The sequence below is a fragment of the Cupriavidus sp. 01L46 genome, assembly GCF_056399905.1.
The window spans coordinates 1-5,164 of record NZ_JBFTSF010000386.1; the positions used below are offsets into that span (position 1 = coordinate 1).

The 5,164-nt window shown below is 67.2% G+C and carries 5 protein-coding genes and 1 riboswitch; of the genes, 3 read left to right on the forward strand and 2 right to left on the reverse strand.

Annotated features, from left to right (window positions below; all coding sequences use genetic code 11):
• Positions 1-696: a GntR family transcriptional regulator gene (locus tag AC1DS3_RS34905; RefSeq protein WP_441634649.1), complete on the reverse strand. Its 696-nt coding sequence runs from the start codon at positions 694-696 to the stop codon at positions 1-3.
• A gap of 237 nt (positions 697-933) precedes the next feature.
• Here AC1DS3_RS34905 and AC1DS3_RS34910 point away from each other — a divergent pair, with 237 nt between their 5' ends.
• Positions 934-2,358, forward strand: coding sequence for an amidase (locus tag AC1DS3_RS34910; protein WP_441634647.1), 1,425 nt, complete (start codon positions 934-936; stop codon positions 2,356-2,358).
• A gap of 63 nt (positions 2,359-2,421) precedes the next feature.
• Positions 2,422-3,426 carry a Bug family tripartite tricarboxylate transporter substrate binding protein gene (locus AC1DS3_RS34915; RefSeq protein ID WP_441634645.1) on the forward strand — a complete coding sequence of 335 codons (1,005 nt, stop codon included), beginning with the start codon at positions 2,422-2,424 and terminating at the stop codon, positions 3,424-3,426.
• A gap of 53 nt (positions 3,427-3,479) precedes the next feature.
• Here AC1DS3_RS34915 and AC1DS3_RS34920 read toward each other — a convergent pair whose 3' ends face one another.
• Positions 3,480-4,052, reverse strand: coding sequence for an NADAR family protein (locus AC1DS3_RS34920; protein WP_441634643.1), 573 nt, complete (start codon positions 4,050-4,052; stop codon positions 3,480-3,482).
• A 174-nt stretch (positions 4,053-4,226) separates the two neighbouring features.
• Positions 4,227-4,415: riboswitch (yybP-ykoY riboswitch) on the forward strand.
• A gap of 9 nt (positions 4,416-4,424) precedes the next feature.
• On the opposite strand from AC1DS3_RS34920, the gene AC1DS3_RS34925 reads away from it, so the two are divergent.
• Positions 4,425-5,009, forward strand: a complete 585-nt coding sequence (locus tag AC1DS3_RS34925; RefSeq protein ID WP_174426415.1) for a TMEM165/GDT1 family protein — start codon at positions 4,425-4,427, stop codon at positions 5,007-5,009.
• Positions 5,010-5,164: the final 155 nt, after the last annotated feature.

The following is a 5,164-nucleotide window of genomic DNA, read 5'->3' on the forward strand; positions in this document are numbered from 1 at the left end:
CTAGGATTCGGCTGCCACCGCGACGTCGTCGCTTTCCCGCTGCGCCAGCGCCCTGAGCCGCGCCATCGAATTGCGGATATGCAGGCGGGCCAGATGCTCCGCCTCATCAGCATCCGCGCCTTCGATCGCCGCCACGATCTGCTCGTGCTCCTCGATGGCCGCCAGCGCCCGGTCGCGGGCAAACAGCACCCTTGGCGCAAACACCTGCGATGTCATATGCACAATGGGCACCTGCCGCGCCAGGTACTCGTTCGCTGCCAGCCCGATGATGGCCGTGTGAAACTCGACATTGGCCGCTGTATAGACCTCGGGCTGCCATGGCTCGAGGCTCCCCCGCTGCACCGCGATGATGGCGCGCAACGGCGCCCCGGCCAGCGCGCTGGCGCGCGACGCCGCCAGCCGGGCCGCCAGGCCGTCGATCACTTCCCGTAACTCGTAGGCATCCATCAACTGCCGGAAATCCGCGCTGACCACGGTCACGCCGCGCGCCGTCTCGGCGCTGACCAGGCCCTCGCGCTCCAGGATGCGCAGCGCTTCGCGCAGCGGCGTGCGGCTGATCTTCAGGTCATCGGAAATCTCCACCTGCCGCAGCGGCTTGCCCGGCGGGTAGACGCCGCGATAGATGCGTTGGCGCAGGACCTGGGCGACTTCCTCGACCAGCCGCACCCGGCCTTGCCATTCGAATGTTTCTGCCATTTGCCGTCTGCCCTCTGCACTTTATTGACGCAATTTCACGCGGCGTCACGCAACTTGGTGCCAGTTGGGCGCCAGTTGGGCGCGGGGTGATCCTGCCCGGGTGACGCAGTTTACAAGGGCTGCGCACGGGTCTACTATAGCCGCAAACACTGGATTCTGGATCCAAAAACCAAAAGCAAGACGCCACGCAAGGCGCGGCATCCAGCCCCCCGAGACGCTTTCTGGAGACGCCCGCCAATGAGCGATGCGCTTTGCTTCCTGTCCGCCGCCGAACTGCAAGGCCGCATCGCCCGCAAGGAAATCTCACCCGTCGAGCTCACGCAGGCCGTGCTCGACCGCGCCGCCCGGCTGCAGCCCGAGCTGAACTGCTTCATCACGCTGTGCGCCGACGAAGCCATCGCCGCGGCCCGCGAGGCGGAGCAAGCCGTGATGGCGGGCAAGCCACTTGGGCTGCTGCACGGCATTCCCTTCACCGCGAAAGACATCGTCAATACGAAGGGCGTGCGCACCACATTTGGCGCGGCGCCGTACCGGGACAACGTGCCCGACCACGATGCGGTGGCCATTGCCCGCTTGCGCGAGCAAGGCGCCATCCTGATCGGCAAGACCACCACGCCCGAATTCGGCTCCAAATGCCTGACCGATTCGCCGCTGTTTGGCCGCACGCGCAATGCCTGGAGCCGCGAGCGCACCAGCGGCGGATCGAGCGGCGGCGCGGCGGTTGCCGTGGCCAGCGGCATTGCGCCGCTGGCGGTCGCAACCGATGGCGGTGGCTCCACGCGGATTCCGGCCGCTTGCAACGGCGTGGTCGGCATCAAGCAGAGCAACGGCGTGATTCCGCACAGCCAGGCGCAGGACCTGTTCGGCAACCAGACCTATGTCACGCCGACCACGCGCACGGTCGCGGATACCGGCCTGATGCTGCAGGCGATGGCCGGCGAGCATGCCTGCGACCCCTGGTCCATCGGCGTGCCCAAGCCGGACTATGCCAGCGCGGCGCGCCCGCAAGGCGACCTGCGCGGGCGCCGCATCCTTTACTGCCTGACGCCGCCAGGACGCCCGGCATCGGCGGAGGTGGCCCGGGCATTCGAGGCGAGCCTGTCCAAGCTGGCCGAGCTTGGCGCGGAGCTCGAACCCTTCTCCGGCGAAGGCTTTGATGTGGAGCCGATCTGGCGCGCCATCAACCATACGGTCTGGCGCGCGCGCTTTGCCGCGATTGCCGAGGAGCACGGCGACCAGCTCAGCGCCACCTTCCTGCGGCAGGTGGCCTCCGCCGCGCAGGTCAGCGGCGTGGGGTACCAGCAAGCCATGTTCGACCGCACGAAGCTGTTCCAGCGCGTGCAGGCGCTGCTGCAGCGCGGCGACCTCCTCGCCATGCCTACGCTGACGCGCACGGCGCTGCCCATCGGGCAGGACCTGTTCGGCACCATCGACATCGACGGCGAGGCTTTCGAAAACGTGCGCGCGCACTGGTTCCCGTGGACCATGCCATTCAACATGACCGGCCACCCCGCCATCAGCCTGCCCTGCGGCTTTGGCAGCGACGGGCTGCCAATCGGCTTGCAGCTGGTGGGCCAGTTTCGCGGCGACGCTGAACTGCTGCGTGTGTCGGCGCTGTTCGAGGCGTCGCACGGGCTGCTTGGTCAGTGGCCGCAATCGTAATCCGCTGCAACCGCCCCCAACCGCCCCCCCTTCTCACCGATAGACCTCGCCACCGCATCCGCCATGACCCAAGCTTTACGCCGCAACCTCGTGATCCACACCCTGGCGCTGTCGGCCTGCGCCGTTGCTGTTCTCGCCCTGCCCCGGCCGGCCAGCGCGGCGGACAACCCGGATGCCGCGATGCACATCATCGTCGGCTACGCGCCCGGCGGCGCGGCCGACAGCCTCGCGCGGATCTATGCCGAGCAACTGCGCCAGGATGGGCATGGCGCCGTCATCGTGGAGAACAAACCCGGCGCATCGGCCCGCCTGGCGCTCGACTACGTTAAGCGCGCCAAGCCGGATGGCAAGACCATCTTCATCGGGCCGTCGCCGCTGTTCACCATCTTCCCGCTGACCTACAAAAAGCTGGGCTACGACGCGGACAAGGACCTGGTGCCCGCGGCCGTGCTGACCGACGTGCCAACCGTGATCGCGGCGGGCGTGCAACAGCCGTACAAGAACATGAAGGAGTACGTGGAGTGGGCCAAGCGCAATCCCAATAGCGCCAGCCTGGGCCTGGCGACCATCGGCAGCGCCGGCCACCTCGGCACGGTAGCCCTGGGCAAGGCCGCCGGCATCGCCATCACGCCGGCTGCTTATCGCGGCGCGTCCCCGATGCTGGTCGACGTGATCAGCGGCACGGTGTCGATCGGCTGGGATGCCGTGGCCAGCATGATGCCGCTGTACAAGGGCGGCAAGCTGCAGTTCCTGGGCGTGAGCGGCACGCGGCGCGCCAAGGCGCTACCGGACGTGCCGACCCTGAAGGAGCAAGGCTTCAGCCAGTATGAGTACGCTACCAGCTGGTACGGCGCGTTCCTGCCGGCTGGCACCCAGCCGGATGTCGTTGCCAAGGTCGAGAAGATGTTCATCGTCGCCTCCGGCAATGCCGCGACCGCCGGCAAGCTGGAAGCCCTTGGGCTGGAAGTGGCAGCCAGGCCTGGCCAGGACGCGCGGCACCGCATCCAGCTGGAGCGCGCCGCCTGGAAGCCGATTGTGGAGTCTACCGGCTTCGTCGCCGAGGACTGATCAGGATCAGGGGAAGGGGCGGATGACTCCGCCCCTTCCCCCTTCCTCCCGTTCTAATGCGCCGCGCCTTCCCTGAGCGCCTCGCGCGCAGCCATCAGCGCAAATCCGAGCAGGTTGGGCCCGCGCCACTGATCGGGATTGGCCGCGCGCGGATCGTCAGCGGCCAGGCCGATGCCCCATATGCGGTCCACCGGGCTGGCCTCCACCAGCACGCGCCGCCCGGTGCCGAGCAGGTAGCCAGCGAGGTCCGGATTCTGGCGGAATTTTTCGATATTGCCCTGCGTCACCAGCGCCTGGCACGCGGCATTCCAGCGCCCTTCGTCAAAGCCGCGCACCTCGCGGCCGAGCCGCTTGGCCGCGGCGGGCGAAGGCGCCGCCAGGATCCGCGCCAGGGCAGCCTCGTCGCCGAACAGGCGCGCCTTGCCAGCCATCATGAAATGCTCGGCGCTGGCGAACACCTGGCCATCCACGCTGAACCGCGCGGGCCACCACTGCGACAGGCACTCCTTGCCCACCGCGGCTCCCGGCCTGGCGCTGTGGCCCCAGAAAAACAGGTAGGCGGGACGGTGGCCGCGCCGGAAGGCACTGATCAGGGAGGCGTGGTCATGGATATCGGGCTGGGTCATCGTAAGTCGGTATGGTCTGGCATGGATGGAGCCTGGGCGCCCCCAAAGCGCTCTAGTATTGTTCGCGGCAAAGGTGTGCGTCAAATGGCACAAGGCGCGTGTTCGTGAGCAAGGCGTTTTGAGCGCCGGGGCGCCGGGGCACCGGATCCTCGCCAGCGCAAGCCTGTGGTATCATCTGCGCCGTCTTAGGGGAGTAGCTAGCCTCCAGTCCCCACTGGAGGGGCCCGCGTCAACATACTTGGTACAAAAAACCATGGCGCCGGCAGCCTGATTGGCTCAGCGAGACCTTTGACTTTTCTGTCCACCAGCTGGGGCTGGCACTGGGCAGCGAAGTCATTGGTTCGTTTGTTGCCGGCCCCCTTTGGATGTCACATGGAAGCACTCATTGCTTCGTTCGGTATGGTCGCCCTGGCTGAAATGGGCGACAAGACTCAGCTCCTTTCCTTTCTCCTGGCCTCCCGGTTTCCCGGCAAGCAGTGGAGCATCATTGCGGGCATTTTCGTCGCAACCATCTTCAACCACCTCTTTGCCGCCGCCTTGGGCGACTGGGCTGCATCGCACGTCAGCCCGGATGTGACACGCTGGGTGCTGGGCATCGCCTTCCTGGCCTTTGCCGCCTGGGCGCTGATCCCCGACAAGCTGGACGACGAAGGGAACAACGGCAAGCGCGCCGGCGCCTTCGCCACCACTGTCGTGGCCTTCTTCCTCGCCGAGATGGGCGACAAGACGCAGTTCGCCACCATTGCGCTAGGCGCGCAGTATGCCAACCTGAGCATGGTCGTGGTCGGCACCACGCTCGGCATGATGGCGGCCAACGTGCCCGCGGTCCTGCTGGGTGAACGCCTGACCCGCATCATCCCGCTCTCCAAGATGCGCTTCGTCGCCGCGGCGCTGTTCGCCATCTTCGGCATCCTGATCCTGTTCAAGGTGAACTTTGGCCTGAACCTGGGGACCTGAGCCAGCCGCATGGCATGGTCAACTCGCATGCCCACCCGGCGTGCCTACGCCAGCTTGCGCTGGCGCGCGGGCGCGCGGGCGTGGCTGGCGGTTGGCCGCGCTCGACGCTAGCGGGGCGATGGCAATGCGCCGTCGGTGCACGCGCGGTGCGTACC